We start from the raw sequence: 16,912 nt of genomic DNA, 5'->3' as shown, positions 1-16,912 counted from the left end.
GGCCTTTTTTGGCGTCTAGTCCACGCGCGAGGGATCCAGCTCGTCGGGGACGCTTTCGGGTTCCGCCTCAACGGCCTTCCGCGAGCCCGGCAGCAGGAACAGGCTGGCGGCGGCGAGGAAGCAGAGCACCGCGGCGGTGATCCAGGCGATCAGGTAGCTGCCCGAGATGTCGCGGCCGATCCCCGCGGTGAGCGCGCCCACGCCGGCGCCGACCATGTGGAAGGCAAAGACCCAGCCAAAGACCACAGCAGCCCGCACCGGGCCGAAGTATTGCCTGCACAGCACGACCGTGGGCGGGACGGTGGCGACCCAGTCCAGCCCATAGAAGAGGATGAAGATCCAGAGCACCGGCTCCACCGTGGGGCCGAGCAGCGAGTGGACGGTCAGCAGCGATGCCCCTCGCAACCCGTAGTAGAAGACCAGCAGCAGCCACGGGCGAACCCGGTCGGTCAGCCAGCCCGAGGCAATGGTGCCGATGATGTCAAAGACGCCGATCAATGCCAGGAGCCCGGACGCGGTGGTCGCCGGCATGCCGTGGTCGTGGGATGCGGGAATGAAATGGGTCTGGATCAGGCCGTTGGTTGACCAGCCGCAAATCCAGAACGTGAACGCCAGGATCCAGAAGGCCCGGAACCGCATGGCGTGGCGCAGGACGCCAATGGTCTCGGCCATGGCTCCGCCGGCGGGCCGTGCCATGGTCGGTGCCGTCGCGGCGCTTGCGTCATCGGCGGCCCCATAGGCCGTGGTCCTCGCCTCGGCCGGGCTGTTTGCGAACGGCCAGAACAGCAGGGGAACGATCGCTAGGGCGAATCCCGCTACCAGCAGGGAGGCGGTGCGCCAGCCATGGAGTCCGGTGAGATGCACGATGGTGGGGAGGAAGATGAGCTGGCCGCAGGCGTTGGCGGCGGAGAAGATTCCCATTACCAGCCCGCGCCGGACGGCGAACCACCGGTTGGCCACCACGGCCCCGAAGACCAGGGCAATGGCACCTGTGCCGATTCCGACCAGCCCGCCCCACAGGAGCCAGAGCTGCCACACCTCGGACACGAAGACCGCCAGTCCGGCACCGGCCGAGACCAGACCCAAGGCCATGGCGGCAACGAAGCGCATCGAGAACCGTTCCAGCAGCGTCGCCGTGAACGGCGCCACCAATCCGTAGACCACGAGGTTGATCGTCACCGCGGTGGACAACTGAGAGCGGGTCCACCCGAACTCGGATTCCAGCGGCTCAAAGAACGCGCCGGTGGTGGAGCGGAAGGCGGCGGCCGCCACGAGGGCGAGCACCGTCACCGCGGCCACGAGCCAGGCACGGTGGATGCGAGGCCTTTTGCGCGGAACCGCGTTGCGGGCGGGATTGGCGGGCGATGAGGGCAGTGTCAAGGGCTTGGCTTTCTGACAAGGGTGGGCGTCATCCAACGGTTGCACATCTAAGATCAGTGGGGCGAAGTATGTCACGCGGTTCCCGTGGAAACGGATCCTCGGGTGGACTCCGGTCTACAGACTCCGGCTGACGGTGCGACGCCGGAGACGGCGGGGAATCCGGGACAGAATTTCCGTCCCACAGGTAACTAATGGCAAGCGTAGAAGGAAAACGGCGAAATGTGCTTGCCGATTCTCGCTCGTTCCCCGGGCTACAGGAAAGAAAATACATGTCTCCATCAATTCCGGGGCGAGAATATCGCCGACTGGCCTGCGTCCGCACCTCTTGTCCCTTCGTGAGCCGTCGCCAATCCGGACGAAACCCACGTCAATGAGGTTTTTGCGTCGCATTGTCGTCATGAACGAGCCCAGCGCGCCGCTTGTCTCGCAACCGGGGCCGCTTGGCGCTTGTGACGGCAGTCACCCATTGACCGGAACCGGAACGCTCGGCAAGCGTGGGTCTTGCACTCGCACTGCACAAGACCGAAGAGGGTATAAACATGGACATCACACGTGATTTGGGCGAGGCCGCAAAGACGCCGCTGCGCCGCCGCACATTCCTGGGAGGCGTTGCCGCACTGGGTGCCGCCGGCGTTGTCGGCGGGGGAGTCTTCGCCTCGACAACCGGGGCCAATCCCGCAGCGGCCGCCTCGGCGGTGCCGGAAGCGGACAAGGACGCGCTCGACCTGCTCCAGCGAATGCTCCGCTTCGACACGCAGAACTTCGGTCAGGGCGCCGACACCCGGCCGCATGCCGAGATGCTCAAGGCCGTGTGGGAGAACGCGGGCATTCCCGTGGAAATCATCGACACCCCGCAGCCGAACAACGTCCACCTGATAGCGCGCATCCCCGGAACGGGCACCGAGAAGCCGTTGCTCATCCTCGGCCACTCCGACGTTGTGCCGGTGGAACGCGAGAACTGGACCGTGGACCCGTTCTCCGGCGAGGTGCGTGACGGCGAAGTTTACGGGCGTGGGGCCCTGGACATGAAGGGCGCCAACTCGGCCACCATCAGTGCGCTGGTGCGGCACATCTCCGATGGTGCCACGTTCGACCGGGACATCATCGTGCTCACCGATTGCGACGAGGAAGCCGGGTCATTCGGCTCGCGGTGGCTGGCCGCCAACCACTGGGACAAGCTGGACGCCGGTATGGTGCTGACCGAGGGCGGCTGGTTCCTGGCGCAGAAGGACAAGACCACGCCGATGCTCATCACCGCCACCCGGCAGGACAAGGTCTACTTCAACCTGGATCTGACCGCCGGCGGGACCGCGACCCACTCCTCAAAGCCCAACCCCGACTCCGCCATCGTCGCGCTCTCCCGCGCGGTGGCCGAACTCGGCGACTGGCAGGCGCCGGTGCACCTCACCGAGGTGACCCGCGAGTACTTCTCCGCCCTTGCCAAGGCCTCGGAGGACGCCGGCTTCAAACGGGCAGTCGAGTTGCTGCTCTCTGCCCGCAGCCAGAACGCCCGCGAGCGCGCCGCCCGCGTCATGGTGTCCAAGTCCAGCTACCCGTGGCTGCACAGCGCACTGCTGCGCACCACCCACGCCTTCGTCATCGAGGACGCCGGCTACAAGGAGAACGTGATTCCCTCCTCGGCCCACGTTCGCATCAACTGCCGGGCAATACCCGGCGGGCAGAAGCCGCGCGAGTTCCTGGCCCAGGTGCGCAAGATGATGGCCGCACGCGACGTCGAGGTTGCCCTGGCCGTTGCCGAGGGAGTGAGCGAGAAGGAAACGCTGGCCGAACTCGACAAGACCTGGGCCACCCCGCCGGCTGACATCGACACCCCGTTGTTCAAGGCGCTGGGCGCAGCCGCGGAGGAGACCTACCCGGACGCGGCCTTCTCCCCGGCGCTCTTCGAGGCCGGCACATCCCTAGCCCCGTGGCGCGCCCGCGGCATTCCCGGCTACGGCGTCTACCCGTACGTGCTGGACAACGACCAGCTCATCGGAATGCACGGCAACGACGAGCGGATCTATGTCGAGGCGCTGCGCCAGGGCAGCGACTACATGTACAAAGTGTTCTCCCGCTTCCGCAACTGATCTGGCGTACCCCAAGAAAGAGGCTGGCTTCCCGCGACGGGCTCATCCCGTAGCGGGAAGCCGCATTAGGCGCTATCTGCGCTGCCCATGCCCTGAGCGGCGCCGCGGAAAGCCGCGCGCCGCTGCCAGTAACCGGCGGTTGCCACCAGCTCGAGCGGTCCCCAAAGAAGCAGCGGTGCGTAGCAGGCAACCATGATTGCCAACGGGATCCCAGAGACCAGGCCGTTGTCGGGACGGTGGCCGGCAAGGACCTGCATCGTCATCCAAATGGTGAACAGCCATGTCACGGCAAGACCGCCAAGCGTGGCGACCACGAGTACCGGTGCGAGAAGTACCCGCCGTCCAACGAGTCTCTCGCCCCAAGGCCGAATAAGCCCGATGGTGAGGAATCCCGCGGTGAGTTGGACCACGCTCAAGGCGAATACGTAAACGTAATTCGCGACAGGGTCGCCGGCCAGCTCAAATTGTCGGAGCGCCTCGGTCCCGGGCAACAGTCCAAGGATCATGAGAATCCGCCACAGGGCAGAGGGGACGGTCGCGAGGAATGCTCCCCATGCGGCGATCACGGCCCAGCGCTGAACTCCTGGCATGTTGGTTCCACCTTTCACCGTCGTACGCTAGCCATGAACTTCGCAGGTGGCAAGGCCTTCCTGCTCGGCATCAAACGGAGACTCGGCGTGTCTGTGGTGGTGCCGGGCGATAGGCAGCGAGCCGCCGCGGGCGCGATCCAACGCGGGCAGTGAGTCGCTGAAGGGAAAGGATGGCCGGGCGAGCAGGTTTCCAATCGGAGCGGTGAACAGAAGGTTCCCCGGACTTCCGGAACCTGGGCACACAGCGGGAGCGCGTGGCCGGGGCATGTCGACCGCCCGGCCACGCGCTCCCTGATTGCCGTTACGGGGCCTCTACCGGGTCCGCATCGCCAATGTGGCCGGCGGCATTGGCATCAAGGACGCGCTCGACAAACGCTGCGAATTCGCTCATGTAGTGACCGAGGAAATCAGCAGTCCCACTGTCGGAGACATTGCCCTCGGCATCAAAGATCTCCGGCTTGAACGCGATGTATCCTTCGGGCGAGTTCAGCTGCGGGGCATCGAGGAAGCTGAGCACGCTGCGCATGTTCGACTGCATGACTGCTGTGCCGATGGCGCCGACGGAGGCGCCGATGATGCCACTGGGCTTGCGGGCGAAGGAGTTGGCACCCCACGGGCGTGAACCCCAGTCGATGGCGTTCTTCAGTGCGCCGGGAATCGAACGGTTGTATTCGGGGGAGACGAACAGTAGGCCGTCCGAAGACTCGACTGCCTGCTTGAATGCGGTTCCCTCGGGCGGGTAGTTGGCGTCGAAATCGTAGTTGTACAACGGGAGATCCTTGATGGAGATCTCGGTGAATTGAAGGTTGTCCGGGGCCAGCTTGATCAACGCCTTGGAAAGGGTGCGGTTGATGGAGTTGGTGGACAATGAACCGACGAAATAACCAATGTTGTAGTTAGTCATGGGGACAGTCCAACACGGAGGCCGCGGCATCGTCCATAGTTGCTGGCCAAATATCAGGTGAACGCGCATGTCTGCTGCATGTGTGCCTGTCCCGGGCCCTGGTGCCCGACGACTTGGCAGCATTCACAGATTCACGGATCGAATGGCCGCCGTCCGCTGTCCGACCCTTGGATCAAATGCTCCGCGACCCGTCCGCGGAGCACAAGCAGGAATCTTTCACCGCGTCGCAAGACGCCCGGCACCTAGCTTCCGGTGCCAGCGTCGCCGCACCCCAGTCGCAGCGCCGTTGAGTTCCAGGGTCCGCAGCGCCACGCCCACGGAATTACGGAGCCCGCCCTTTCTGGAGAAAATTCGCCCGGCGGCTCCAACCCGCAGCTTCCTGTCGAATCGGGTGACGGCGCCGGGTTCGAGTTTGCAGGTGAACTCCAAGTCATCGTGAATATCCAGGTTCCCCAAATCCAGTTGCTCGCTCACCGCTGGCCAGATTTCGCGGCGGAACGCCATGTTGGACCCCCAGAGCGGCACGCGGGCGACGGCTCCGCCGATACCCATGAAATATGCCGAAGCATAGAAGAACGAGGCCATCGCACCCATGAAGCCCGGCAGATCATAGAAACGACCCGGACCTGTCAACGCATCCAGTTCGCCGCTACGCGTGAAATGCTCGTCGATCCGGCGCACCCAGTCGATCGGAGGCCGCGCGTATCGGCGTCGCAACGGATGATGACCTCGCCCGTCGCCGCCTCGTAGCCTGCAGCGGCAGCCGCCAGGATTCCGGGCAGAGGTTGGTGGATTACCCTGGCGCCCGCGGCCTGGGCCCAGAACACGGAATCGTCGGTTGATCCGTTGTCGACGACGATGATTTCTTCCGGCGCCTTTGATTGCCGGGCCAGCAGGTCAAGGAGTACTCGCAGGTGCTGAGCATCGTTTAGGACCGGGACCACCACGCTGAGCGTACTCATGATTGCCTGCTGAAACGGGTCGAGCGGTGGAACCAGAATGCGGCAATCAGCGACCCCAGGGAGCCAGCGGCCAAATCCCCGAGCGTGTCTTCATAACCGACTCCGACTTCCGAGTTGATGAAGGTGTGGCCGGCCCATTCGCCGATTTCCCAGAGCACGGCGAGCAGGACACCCAATCCCGTCACGGCCACCAGGATGCCTGCTGTCTGGCGCCGGGTTGAGGCATCCGGCAACATCGCATGGTGAATCAGCACGATGGCGAGCGTCTTGGTCAGGACCGCGAGCATCAGCAAGTGGACTAGGAGATCCAGCCATTCGACTTCCCTGTAGCTGCCCAGCACGCTGAATGCCCCACCAAGAAGCAACACGATCTGGCCCGCAAGATCCTCACTCCGGGTCTGGGAGTAGTAGCGCAACGCCCACGTCCCGCCGGACACCAGCAGCATCGTCAGTGCCGAGAGCGGACCCGAAACGATCCACGCCGCGGGAATGGCCAACAGGGCAACCAACCGCAAGGCATCACCGAGGTGTGGAACGAAGACTTGCTCGTACGCGCTCGCCGGTTCCTTGACGAGCGGCAGGGAAACCCTCGGGTTGGAGGCTGCGGGCAACTTACTCACAATGGTTCCTCCGGTGGACTGGCTTCGTGATGGCGTTGCCCGTGAGTTCGGCGATCTTCCTTCATTTGCGCCTCAAAGAGGTGACGACGACCCTCGACGAGCTGCTGGCGAATCTCTTCCTCCAGTGTCTTGAGATCTTTGTAGTACCCATCGTCGTATTCCTCCATGATCTGGAAGGTCCATCGTCCTTCCAAGACATTGCGCCCCACCATGGTGTCCTGCACTTTGCGGGCGATATCTTCGTACCCTGCATCCTTGAACATGTCCACGGCTTCGCCCAGGGCCAGGTCTGCCCTGCCTGTCAGACGATGAAACCGATACAGACTTCCACGGGCATCTTCCACGACTTCGAGCGCTTCGGAGAGTTTTCCCAATGCATCGATGGTTTCCTTCGACGTGTTCGGTGGCGCCGTATGCCCGGAACTTGGATTTTCACGATCATGACTCATTGAAGGTCCCTTCTCCGATGGTTCGCTACGTGGCGAGCGTAAACCGCCACGTAGTAAAAGTCAGCCAATCGCACAGGTTGATGCCCGCCGGCCGTGGGTTTCTTCCTGCGGCGTGCCGGGGGAGCTCCCTGCTTCAGACAGACTTCCCGCCTTGCTGCCGGTGGCTCTACGCGTGCGGAAGCGATTCGAAAGGTGCCGGAGTCTGGACGCGATCGAAGGTGTTGCCTGGTGGTCGTCCCTCCTTGAAAAGGTTGATGTTCTGCGCGATTTCAGTCGCGCGACGCACGAAGGTCTGGAAGGCGTGGCCGGAATGGTGAGGGGTGGAAATGACGTTCGGGAGGGCCGCAAAGCGGCCAACAGTCTCGGGTGCCTCCGTGCCGTTGGGCGCGTCCCACCAAACGTCCAAGGCCGCACCTCCGATGGTTCCCTCACGAAGTGCCGCGTACAGTGCCTCTTCGGCAATGATCGGTCCGCGAGAAACATTGATCAGCAGGGCGTCGCTGCGCATCTGTTCGAATTGCTCGGTTCCCATCAACCAGTGGGTTTCCTCGGTGAGCGGCAGACAAAGGACCACCACGTCACTCGCCGCCAGAAGCTCGGGGAGGTCCTCCATGGCCTTGACCCACTGGACATTGGTGTCTGGTGCTTCCGCCGCTTCGGGATTCCGGCGCACGGCAACTGCTCTCATTCCCAGCCCGGTGCACATGCGCACGGCTTCGGTTCCGATCCCGCCCAGCCCGACGAAGCCAATCGTGAGTTCATCCAGGGTCCGGTGTAGGGGAGTGCTAGGTTCGGTGGCCACCGACCGCCAGGTTCCGAAACGCATTTGGTCGCTCACGGACAGCAACCGCCGCTGGTGTGCAAGCACCACCATCAGGATGTGTTCGGCGATTGAGCGTTCGTGGTGGGAGGTCCGGGCGACCATCGTCTCGATGGGGAGGTCGGCGACGGCGACGCGGTCGGCGCCGGCGCCGGTGATGTGCACGAATCCGGCGGTGCAGGCGGAGGCATCACGGGCACTGAGCTTGGCGCACACCAGCACCTCGGCACGGGCGATGGCAGCGGACTGTGCTTCGGAGGAAAGGTCGGCAACGAAGTCCCAGTCGTTCCCGGGGGCGGTTTCCTGCAGCAGGTCCGCGAATCTGGAGATGATGGGGTCGTTGACGACGATACGCATGGCCTTCACCAGCGCGGGGTGGTGAGCTGGAAATCCGGGTGGATGCTCTGCATATAGGTGGTGTCGTCGCGTTTGGTGAGCCCGCAATCCAGATATTGCTGGTGCATCCGGGCCAGCGCTTCCTCGTCGAGTTCCACGCCGAGCCCGGGCCTGGTGGGAACCTTGACCGAACCACCGCTGATTTCCAGGACTCCGGGGACGATCACGTCATCGCTGGCCAACTTCCAGGGCCAATGGGTGTCGCAGGCATAGTCGATGTTCCTGGTGGCGGCGGCCAGCTGGATCATCGCGGCAAAGCTGATGCCAAGGTGCGAGTTCGAGTGCATGGACAGGCCGAGCTTGAAGGTCTCGGCGATGCCGGCCAAGGCCTGCGAGCGCCTCAGACCTCCCCAGAAGTGGTGGTCCGAGAGGACGACGTCCACGGCGCCAGCGGCGATGGCCGGGGGCACGTCGTTGAATGACACCACGCACATGTTGGTCGCTATGGGTAGGTTCACTACGGCACGGACCGCCGCATTGTCAGCAATGTACAGGCATGGGTCCTCAAGATATTCCAACACCGGCTCCAGCCGCCTCCCAACCTTGATCGCGGTCTCAACGGTCCACACGCCGTTGGGGTCGATGCGCAACGGCATCTCGGGGAACGCCTCACGTAAGGCCTCGATCGTGGCCGCCTCGATCTCCGGTTCGAAGACCCCGCCCTTGAGCTTGAGCGCGGTGAATCCGTAGTCGTTGACCATCTTGCGGGCCTGGGCCACGATTCCCGCCGGGTCCAGCGCCTCGCCCCACGCATCGGGTGCATGGCCCGGATGTCCCGCCCATTTGTAGAAGAGGTAGCCGCTGAATGCGACCTCGTCGCGCACCGCTCCGCCCAACAACATGCTGACCGGTACTCCCAGTGCCTTGCCCTGGATGTCGAGGCAGGCCACATCGAAGGCCGAGAGGACCCGGTCTTCCAGGGACGTGGTGGTGACCATGCCGCCGGTGCCATGCCCGCCTAAACCCGAGTCCTCGCGCAGGGATTCGGTGACCAGGGCCGAAACCTGGTTGATGTTGAAGGCGTCCGCGCCCACCAGCATGGAGGCTGCCCGGTTCAACCGTGCCACGTGGGCTTCGTCGCCGTAGGTTTCCCCCAGGCCGTAGAGACCCTCCTCGGTGCGGATGACCACGATCGCCCTCAGGGCGAAGGGCTCGTGCACGCCCACGGAGTTCAGCAGCGGGGGATCGGCGAACGCCACGGGAGTCACGCTGATCTCGGTGATGATGGAACTGTTTGAGGCAGTGGCATCGGGATTGAGCGTCGCGAGCGAGAAGTCTGGTCCAGATTCCGACATGTGGGGGCTCCGTATCAATGGTGTGGCTAGACTCACCTTAGGTGCGTGCATGGATGCGTGTCCAAGCCAAATATGACAACCAATCATTCAAGGAGTGAATCGATGTTTTCGCTGATCCAGCTCGAGTCATTCGTGGCGGTGGCCGAGGAATTGCACTTCGGTGCCGCGGCGGAGCGGCTGAACATGACCCAGCCTCCGCTGAGTCGACAGATCCAACTCCTTGAACGCGAGCTCCAGGCCCAGCTCTTCATCCGCAACTCCCGGCGTGTGGAGCTCACCGCGGCCGGACGGGTTTTGCTGCCCAACGCCAGGCGCATCCTTGATCTGAGCGCGAAGACCAGTTTGGAGGTCTCCCGGGTGGCCACGGGTGACGCGGGGACCGTGGTCATCGGGTACACGGCCGTAGCCGGCCAAGCCGTGCTTCCTGACCTGTTGAACCAGGCCTCCAAACACCTGCCGCATGTGACCCTGGTGCTGCGTGAGGCAGTCTCCGTTGAGCAGTTGGAGGCGCTGAGCAAGGGCTCGATCGACATCGGGCTCCTGCGTCCGATGGTCACCCGCCCCGGTGTGGTCACCCAGCTCGTCAAGAAGGATCGGTTGGTGGTGGCGCTGCCGGAGGGCCACGACCTGGCCACGGGGAAGGGCGTGTTCATCAAGGAACTCGTGGGCTTGCCCCTCATGATGTATTCCACGGGGGAGGCCCGGTACTTCTATGACCTGGTGCTCCGGCTTTTCGACTCGGTCGGTGCCCGGCCGAACATTGCCCAGATAGCCAGCCAGATTCCGGCATTGTTGGCGTTGGTGGCTGCGGGTCTGGGCGTCACGCTGGTTCCGGCAACCGCCATGGAGTTCGCCCCGCGCGGTGTGGTCTTCGAGGAAATCACCGGGGCCAACGGACTGTCGAACCTGAACCATTCGGACATGTATCTGGCCTGGGACGAGTCGTCCACCAACCCGGCGGCGGAAATGCTGCGCAAGATCTTCCTGGATTCGCTCACTCCGGAATCCGGGGAACCGAACGATTCGACTGCCCCGAAAGAACCGGTTTGAGCTCGAAGTAGGTTGCCTGGAGTAGCCCCCGATGGCCAGCTCTTCCTTGCGTCGCTGAACGGCACTACCGTTCACCCCATCCCGCCGGGTCTCACGCACCCAAGAGGCGGCGGTCGACCAGGTACCTTTCGAGCACCTCCGCGTCCGGGATGAATCCAAGGCCCGGTACGTCAGGTAGCTTGAGGGTTGCCCGTGCGGCATGCAAGGGATGCAGGTGCTCGTCCCAGATGAGCAGCGGGGCTTCCAATTGGACCTCGTGGGTCATGGCGGCGATGAACTGGGCGGTGGCAACCTGTGCCGGTCCGTAGTAGAAACAGTGGGGAACCACCACGGCTGCGTCGGAGCGGGGCGGAAGATAACGAAGCATGGAACTGAATCCGCCGATTTTGCCGATGCTCGGCTGGGCCACGCCCAGCGCGCCGGCAGCGAGCGCGGCATCCAAGGCCTCGGCGCCGGAGGCGTTCTCGCCGCAAGCCAGCGGAATGCCCCGGTCAGCCAGCCGGCGATGGGCCTCGAGATCATCCGGCGGCCACAGGGGTTCCTCGAGCCAGCGAAGATTTAGTGGCAGGAACGAGTCGATGGCGGCCGCCGCGTCCGCTTCATTCCACCGGCAATTGACGTCCACCATCAGCGGTGCGGAGGCACCTGCCTGTGCCCGGGCCGCGGCAATGGCCGGATAGCTGGACTCATGCAGCTTGAAGGCATCGAAGCCCAGGCCCTGGGCGCGGGAAATCTGCTGGGCCACCTCGGCGGGGTCTTCCCCGTAGTGCACCAGGCTGGCATAGGCAGTGATGCTATTCCGTGCCGAGGGGTTGAGCAGCCGCCGCAGGGGACTGTCGGCGATCTGTGCCTTGATATCCCACAAGGCGATGTCGAGGGCGGAAATGGCGTAGAGCACCGGGCCGGTGCGGCCAAAGGCATGGAAGGCGCGTTGCGCCTGGTCGTTGAGGGGCTCCGGATCGACGGGCTTGTTCAGGTAAAACGGGCCGACCAGCGATTCGAGTGCCGCCCAGGTGACGTCGTTGACCTTGTGCCCGAAGGCCTCGCCCCAGCCGATCAGTCCTTCGCTGGTTGTCACCTTGACCATCAAAGATTCCATGGAGGTGAAGGTGCGCGAGGAGGCATTGAACTCATCGATGCTCTCGTCGCCGGGCTCCGCACTGCGGGTCGCGTTGAAGGGCATGCGCACCCGGAGCAGCTGAACCGACTCAATGCTTTGTTCGGCTCGCGGACCTGTCACTGGCATGGGGTGCTCCATTTGAAGGATTGGGTTTGCGTGGCAGATATTGGGGCGGACATGGGGCTTCCCACTTCACCCGAATATAGGGTCGGGCCCGATGGTTGTCTAGGACCACCCCTGGATTGCCCGCAACAGGTCCCGGCCGGGAGGTAATGTTCAGGACATGGGACTCACCGAACATATTCTGGTCACCGGCGGCTCGGGACGACTCGGACGCAGCGTTGTCCAGGGCCTGCTTGCAGCCGGCCACGCCGTCACGTCCGTTGACCAACGCCTGCCCGAGGCCCCGGAGCCCGGGGCCGAGTACCTCTCTGTCGACCTTCTGGACACCGACCAAACCCTCGAGGCCTTTGCCTCGGTCCGTCCGAACGCCGTCATTTCCCTGGCCGCCATCGCTGTGCCGTTCAGCGCCCCGGAGGAAGTGATCCTGAAGACCAATGCGACCATCGCGCACAACGTGGCCTCGGCAGCGCTGGAGGCCGGGTGCACGAAGATCGTGCTGGCCTCCAGCCCCACTGTCATTGGCTATGGGGCGCCCTCCGGCTGGCTACCCGCGCGATTCCCGCTGGACGAGGACACCCCGACAAAACCGTGGCACGCCTATGGCCTGTCCAAGCTGGTGGCCGAGCAGGTTGCCTCGATGTTCGCCGCGGCGCGCGGCAAGGAGGCCAAGTTCGCCTCCTTCCGCCCCTGCTACGTGATTGCCCCCGAGGAATGGGAGGGCGCGCCGACCCAGCAAGGCCACACCGTCACCGAACGGCTTCAGGACCCGGATTTGGCGGCGCCCTCGCTGTTCAACTACGTCGATGCCCGGGACGTCACCGATTTCCTGCTGCTGCTGCTGGGGAAGATGGACGTGATCGAGAACGGTTCGACCTTTTTCGTGGGCGCCGCCGATGCCCTGGCCACCAGGCCGTTGAGCGAGCTGCTGCCGCACTATGTGCCGGGCAGCGAGGAACTGGCCGCCGGGCTGGTCGGGACCTCCCCGGCCTTCAGCATCTCTCGCGCCCGCACCGTCCTGGGCTGGGAGCCCAAGCGCAGCTGGCGCACCGAACTTCTCAACCAGCCGGAGCCCGTGCACGGTGCCTGATCAGCCCAGCAGGAGCGTGATCACCAGCGTTACCGGCAGGGCCAGCAGCGTGCTGCAGAGGACCACTTCACGGGCCACCGTGGTTTCCAGCCGGAACTGCTGGGAAAAGAGCAGCACGTTCTGTGCCGTGGGAAGCGCCGCCATGATCACGACCCCGAGCAGGGCGGTGCCCTGCAATTTGAAGACGAAAGCGGCAAACACCCAGGCCACCAGCGGCATGAAGAGCATCTTGAATCCGGTGGCCAAAAAGACCTCGCCGCGCAGGGACTTCTCTGCCAGCGGGCGCTGCCCGAAGAGTGCCATGCCGAACGCCATCAACAGCAGCGGGATGGAGGCCTGGCCCAACATGTTCAGTGGGATGTTGATGACCTCGGGCAGGCGGAGGTTGAAGGCGGCGAAGAGCGCGCCGACGAACGTGGCGATGGTGACCGGGTTGGCGATGGAGCGAAGGATGGTCTTGGCCAGAGGGGGCTTGTTTTCCTCGTTGCCCTTGGCCCGGGCCGCCAAGGCAAAGAGGCACAGATAGACCGGGGCGATCAGCAGCAGCTGGGCGATGAGGACCGAGACCACCGGGTTGGTGCTGCCCACCGCGTAGAGCGCAAGCGGCACGCCGATGTTTCCTGCGTTGACGTAGCTGGTGGACATGGCAGCGCCCGGGAGCCGGGCCGCCGGCACCTTGAAGAACAGCTTGGCGCTCAGCGCGTAGAGGCCGCCGGTCAGGGCGGCGGTGATGAGCGCAATCGGGGTGTACACGCCGATCACTGAGCGCAGGTCCGTGTCGGCAAGCATCGTGAACATCAGTGCCGGATTGGTGATGTAGTAGATCAGCGGGGTCAGCCCGGTGGCGATGGATTCGCGCTTGCGCGGCAAAAACCGCGCGGTGGCCAGCCCAATGAAGATCAGGATCAGCACGATCGTGAAGCCCTGGAGCACTCCCTGCACATGGCCTCCTGAAACGGCGTTGAAGAAGCGGGCGCGATCCACGCCCGCGCTTAAGCATGGCAGGGACGCGGGGAACGTTCCGACGAACGTTTCCCGCGTCCCTGCTTTTTATGTGGCGTTTTGCAAGATCGGCGTTAGCGGACCAGCGCCGGGGACTTCGCGTTGAATTCCCATCCGGGAATCAGGTACTGCATGGAGGCCGCGTCGTCGCGCGATCCCAGCCCATGCTCCAGATAGAGTTCGTGCGCCTCGGCCAACCGGGTGCGGTCAAGGGTAACGCCCAGGCCCGCACGTGCCGGAACCTTGATCTCGCCGTCGCGAATCAGCAGCGGCTCCTCGGTCAGCCCCTGGCCGTCCTGCCAGATCCAGTGCGTATCCAGGGCCGTGATCGTACCCGGTGCCGCTGCACCGACCTGCGTGAACATGGCCAGCGAGATGTCGAAGTGGTTGTTCGAGTGCGAACCCCACGTCAGCCCGAACTCCTTGCAGAGCTGGGCCACGCGCACGGACCCGGCCATGGTCCAGAAGTGCGGGTCGGCCAGCGGGATGTCCACGGCATTGGAGCGCACCGCGTGGGACATTTCGCGCCAGTCGGTGGCGATCATGTTGGTGGCGGTCTGTAGGCCGGTGGCCCGCCGGAACTCGGCCATTACCTCGCGCCCGGAGAACTTGCCCTCGGCACCGCACGGGTCCTCGGCGTAGGCGACGACTCCGGCCATGCGCTTGCCCAGGCGGATGGCATCCTTCAGCAGCCAGCCTCCGTTGGGGTCCAGGGTGATGCGTGCTTCGGGGAAGCGCTGCTTCAGGGCGATGACGGCATCTACTTCCGCATCCCCTTCTTGCACCCCGCCCTTGAGCTTGAAGTCCTTGAAGCCGTAACGCTTCTGTGCGGCCTCGGCGAGCCGGACAATGGCCTCGGGGGTCATGGCCTCTTCGCGGCGGACCCGCTCCCAGTCATCGGTGCCGTGTGGCTCGCGCAGGTAGGGCAGATCGGTGTCATCGGGATTGCCCACATAGAAAAGGTAGCCGAGCATGGGCACCGCATCGCGCTGCTGCCCGTCGCCCAGCAGCTCCGCGACCGGAACGCCGAGGAACTGGCCATGCAGATCCAGCAGCGCCGATTCGATGGCGGTGACCGCATGCACCGTGGTGCGCAGGTCGAAGGTCTGCGCGCCGCGCCCGCCCGAATCGCGGTCGGCAAACTTGGTGGCGACCTCGCGCAGCAGCGAGCGGTAGCGGGCCACCGAGGCGCCGATGAGCAGTTGGCCTGCCTCCTCGATGGTGCTGCGGATCGCCTCGCCCCCGGGCACCTCGCCCAGACCCGTGCGGCCATCGGAGTCCGTGATGATGGTGATGTTGCGGGTGAAGAACGGGCCGTGGGCGCCGGAGAGGTTCAGCAGCATCGAGTCGTGCCCGGCAACCGGGACGACCTCGATGGCTGCGATGGTGGGTTGTGCTGTGCTCATGCGTCTTCTCCGGCGGTCTTCAGGGTGCCGTCGATGCGGCGGGTCAGCTTCCAGGGGTTGGCCTGCTGCAGCGGGGCTGGCAGCAAGGAGTCCGGGATGTTCTGGTAGGCGACCGGGCGCAGGAAGCGCTCGATGGCCAGGGTTCCGACCGAGGTGGTGCGGGTGTCCGAGGTTGCCGGGAACGGTCCGCCGTGGACCATGGCGTGGCCGACCTCGACACCGGTGGGCCAGCCGTTGACCAGGATGCGTCCGGCCTTGCGCTCCAGGATCGGCAGCACCGCGGCGACGGCCTCGTGGTCGTTCTCGTTCAGCTGCAGGGTCGCGGTGAGCTGGCCCTCCAGCTTGGAAAGTGCCTCTGCCAGGTCGGCTGCGTTCTCGTAGCGGATGACCAGGGAGGCGGCGCCGAAGATCTCTTCGTGCAGCACCGGGTTGTCCAGTAGCTGTTCCACGCCGGTGGAGAAGATGGATGGGGCCGGGGCGTTTTTCGTTGCCCCCTTGGAGCCCTCGGCCAAGAGCTCGACACCAGCCTGCTGGCCAAGGTTTTCCACACCCTGGACCCAGGAGTTGTAGATGCCCTGGGTGAGCATGGTCTGCCCTGCGACATCGGCGGTCTCGCCACGAAGCGCGGCGGCGAAGGCGTCGCCTGCATCCCCGGCCGGGACAAAGACCAGTCCCGGTGCGGTGCAAAGCTGGCCGCTGGAGCCGGTGACCGAGCCCAGGTAGGCCTTGGCGTGTCCGGCGGCGTCCTCGGCCAGTGCCCCGGCGAAGAAGATGACCGGGTTGATGGAGCTCATTTCGGCGTAGACCGGGATCGGCTCCGGGCGCGCGGCGGCGGTGGCCATCAGCGCGGTGCCGCCACCGCGGGAACCGGTGAAGCCCACGGCCTTGATGCGCGGGTCGGACACCAGAGCCTGGCCGATGCTTGCACCCGGTCCGTAGACCAGCGAGAAGATGCCCGGATGCAGGTTGGCCTCCGTGATGGCCTGGGTGATGGCCCGGCCAACGATTTCGCTGGTGCCCGGGTGGGCATTGTGTGCCTTGAAGACCACCGGGCAGCCCGCGGCCAGGGCCGAGGCCGTATCACCGCCGGCGGTGGAGAAGGCCAGAGGGAAGTTGGACGCACCAAACACCGCGACCGGACCCACCGGGATCTTGCGCTGGCGGATGTCCACCCGCGGCATCGGCGTGCGCTCCGGCAGTGCCGGGTCGATCCGCACCCCGAGGTGGTCGCCCTGGCGGACAACCTGGGCGAAGAGCCGCAACTGGTTGCAGGTGCGCCCGCGCTCGCCGGTCAGGCGTGCCTCGGGAAGCCCCGTCTCCTCCATGGCCCGGGCCACCAGCTCCGTTCCCACGGCCTCGATGTTCGCGGCGATGGCCTCGAGGAAGGCGGCGTGGGTTTCCGGGTCAAGGGCACGGAAGGAATCGAAGGCGTCCTCGGCTGCGGTCGTGGCCAGCTGTAGCTGGCCGGTGTCGATCAGCGAGTAGGCCGGTTCGAGGGGCTGGTTGGTGGCGGGGTTGAAGCCGCGCACCTCTTTTCCGTTGCCCGGGGTGGCGATCCCAGCCAGGATGGACTGGCCGGTGAGTTGCTGGGTATCCGTGGACATTGCTGCTCCTGCGTCGG

At 64.8% G+C, this 16,912-nt stretch carries 16 protein-coding genes; 3 read left to right on the top strand and 13 right to left on the bottom strand.

Features of this window, described 5'->3' with window-relative positions:
• Positions 1-15 precede the first annotated feature (15 nt).
• A complete protein-coding gene (locus ACIPUB_RS06530; protein ID WP_407606649.1) occupies positions 16-1,380 on the bottom strand; it encodes an MFS transporter in 1,365 nt (454 codons plus the stop codon).
• Positions 1,381-1,919: 539 nt separating this feature from the next.
• On the opposite strand from ACIPUB_RS06530, the gene ACIPUB_RS06525 reads away from it, so the two are divergent.
• A complete protein-coding gene (locus ACIPUB_RS06525) occupies positions 1,920-3,467 on the top strand; it encodes a M20/M25/M40 family metallo-hydrolase (protein WP_407606648.1) in 1,548 nt (515 codons plus the stop codon).
• A 65-nt stretch (positions 3,468-3,532) separates the two neighbouring features.
• Here the strand turns inward: ACIPUB_RS06525 and ACIPUB_RS06520 are convergent, their stop codons facing one another.
• The 8 genes from ACIPUB_RS06520 to ACIPUB_RS06485 form a co-directional block, all read right to left on the bottom strand.
• Positions 3,533-4,057, bottom strand: a complete 525-nt coding sequence (locus ACIPUB_RS06520; protein WP_407606647.1) for a hypothetical protein — start codon at positions 4,055-4,057, stop codon at positions 3,533-3,535.
• Between the two features lie 301 nt (positions 4,058-4,358).
• Positions 4,359-4,961 (bottom strand): NADPH-dependent FMN reductase, encoded by a 603-nt coding sequence (locus ACIPUB_RS06515; RefSeq protein ID WP_407606646.1) that lies wholly within the window; start codon positions 4,959-4,961, stop codon positions 4,359-4,361.
• Positions 4,962-5,177: 216 nt separating this feature from the next.
• Entirely contained in the window at positions 5,178-5,642 is a 465-nt protein-coding gene (locus tag ACIPUB_RS06510) for a hypothetical protein (protein ID WP_407606645.1), read from the bottom strand.
• Positions 5,591-5,923 (bottom strand): glycosyltransferase family 2 protein, encoded by a 333-nt coding sequence (locus tag ACIPUB_RS06505; RefSeq protein WP_407606644.1) that lies wholly within the window; start codon positions 5,921-5,923, stop codon positions 5,591-5,593. The genes ACIPUB_RS06510 and ACIPUB_RS06505 overlap by 52 nt, the downstream gene beginning before the upstream one ends.
• A complete protein-coding gene (locus ACIPUB_RS06500) occupies positions 5,920-6,543 on the bottom strand; it encodes a hypothetical protein (RefSeq protein WP_407606643.1) in 624 nt (207 codons plus the stop codon). Before ACIPUB_RS06500 ends, ACIPUB_RS06505 begins: the two co-directional genes overlap by 4 nt.
• Complete coding sequence (locus ACIPUB_RS06495; protein WP_407606642.1) at positions 6,540-6,992, bottom strand: hypothetical protein; 453 nt, start codon at positions 6,990-6,992, stop codon at positions 6,540-6,542. Before ACIPUB_RS06495 ends, ACIPUB_RS06500 begins: the two co-directional genes overlap by 4 nt.
• Before the next feature lie 166 nt (positions 6,993-7,158).
• A complete protein-coding gene (locus ACIPUB_RS06490) occupies positions 7,159-8,169 on the bottom strand; it encodes a 2-hydroxyacid dehydrogenase (protein WP_407606641.1) in 1,011 nt (336 codons plus the stop codon).
• 5 nt (positions 8,170-8,174) lie between these two features.
• Positions 8,175-9,503: a glucarate dehydratase family protein gene (locus ACIPUB_RS06485; RefSeq protein WP_407606640.1), complete on the bottom strand. Its 1,329-nt coding sequence runs from the start codon at positions 9,501-9,503 to the stop codon at positions 8,175-8,177.
• A 102-nt stretch (positions 9,504-9,605) separates the two neighbouring features.
• Here ACIPUB_RS06485 and ACIPUB_RS06480 point away from each other — a divergent pair, with 102 nt between their 5' ends.
• On the top strand, positions 9,606-10,553 hold the full coding sequence (locus ACIPUB_RS06480) for a LysR family transcriptional regulator (protein WP_407606639.1): 948 nt from the start codon (positions 9,606-9,608) through the stop codon (positions 10,551-10,553).
• A gap of 91 nt (positions 10,554-10,644) precedes the next feature.
• On the opposite strand, the gene ACIPUB_RS06475 is transcribed toward ACIPUB_RS06480, so the two are convergent.
• Positions 10,645-11,799, bottom strand: coding sequence for a mandelate racemase/muconate lactonizing enzyme family protein (locus ACIPUB_RS06475; protein ID WP_407606638.1), 1,155 nt, complete (start codon positions 11,797-11,799; stop codon positions 10,645-10,647).
• A 157-nt stretch (positions 11,800-11,956) separates the two neighbouring features.
• Here ACIPUB_RS06475 and ACIPUB_RS06470 point away from each other — a divergent pair, with 157 nt between their 5' ends.
• A complete protein-coding gene (locus ACIPUB_RS06470; protein WP_407606637.1) occupies positions 11,957-12,883 on the top strand; it encodes an NAD-dependent epimerase/dehydratase family protein in 927 nt (308 codons plus the stop codon).
• Here ACIPUB_RS06470 and ACIPUB_RS06465 read toward each other — a convergent pair whose 3' ends face one another.
• The 3 genes from ACIPUB_RS06465 to ACIPUB_RS06455 all read right to left on the bottom strand — a co-directional run bounded on the left by ACIPUB_RS06465 (position 12,884) and on the right by ACIPUB_RS06455 (position 16,895).
• Complete coding sequence (locus tag ACIPUB_RS06465) at positions 12,884-13,825, bottom strand: AEC family transporter (RefSeq protein ID WP_407606636.1); 942 nt, start codon at positions 13,823-13,825, stop codon at positions 12,884-12,886.
• A 134-nt stretch (positions 13,826-13,959) separates the two neighbouring features.
• Entirely contained in the window at positions 13,960-15,291 is a 1,332-nt protein-coding gene (locus tag ACIPUB_RS06460) for an enolase C-terminal domain-like protein (RefSeq protein WP_407606635.1), read from the bottom strand.
• Positions 15,288-16,895 carry an aldehyde dehydrogenase (NADP(+)) gene (locus tag ACIPUB_RS06455; RefSeq protein ID WP_407606634.1) on the bottom strand — a complete coding sequence of 536 codons (1,608 nt, stop codon included), beginning with the start codon at positions 16,893-16,895 and terminating at the stop codon, positions 15,288-15,290. Before ACIPUB_RS06455 ends, ACIPUB_RS06460 begins: the two co-directional genes overlap by 4 nt.
• Positions 16,896-16,912: the final 17 nt, after the last annotated feature.

This window comes from Paeniglutamicibacter sp. ORCA_105, assembly GCF_045798545.1.
Classification (GTDB): Bacteria; Actinomycetota; Actinomycetes; order Actinomycetales; family Micrococcaceae; genus Paeniglutamicibacter; species Paeniglutamicibacter sulfureus.
The sequence above is the reverse complement of the archived record's forward strand: the minus strand, read 5'-3'. Positions and strand labels throughout refer to the sequence as shown.